Raw genomic sequence first — 387 nt, 5'->3', positions numbered from 1 at the left:
GTCGGAAAACACCGGCAGCCTCAGCTCGCGCGCTATGCCAAACTGAACCAGATGTCCGATGGTCGTGCACTCACCAGGCAGGCCATGCGAAGGAAAACATCCGATAGATCGCGTAGATCGTACACAAAAGAGTTTCTGTTTGTGCCCTGCGATTTGATTTGGTGAAGCGATATGGACGGTTTGTCTGATCTAGTACTAGAATACGGGACATGGATCTACATCCTGCTTTTTTCATACTGCATGCTGAAAAGCGGTAGTCTCCCATTGTTTGCGGGCTATGCGGCTCAAACACAAGCTTTGGACTTGTCCCTTGTTTTAGCGGTGACCTTTGCCGGCGGCTATCTCGGGGACGAAGCACGGTTCTTTATCGCGATGCGATACGTGGTT

At 50.9% G+C, this 387-nt stretch carries 1 pseudogene; it reads left to right on the top strand.

The features are described from left to right. Positions 1 to 171: 171 nt before the first annotated feature. Positions 172 to 387 (top strand): annotated as a pseudogene (locus DYZ14_RS24290) (DedA family protein); the annotation flags it as partial.

Origin of the sequence: Ciceribacter sp. T2.26MG-112.2 (assembly GCF_900492205.1) — a bacterium.
GTDB lineage: Bacteria > Pseudomonadota > Alphaproteobacteria > Rhizobiales > Rhizobiaceae > Allorhizobium > Allorhizobium naphthalenivorans_A.
The sequence above is the reverse complement of the archived record's forward strand: the minus strand, read 5'-3'. Positions and strand labels throughout refer to the sequence as shown.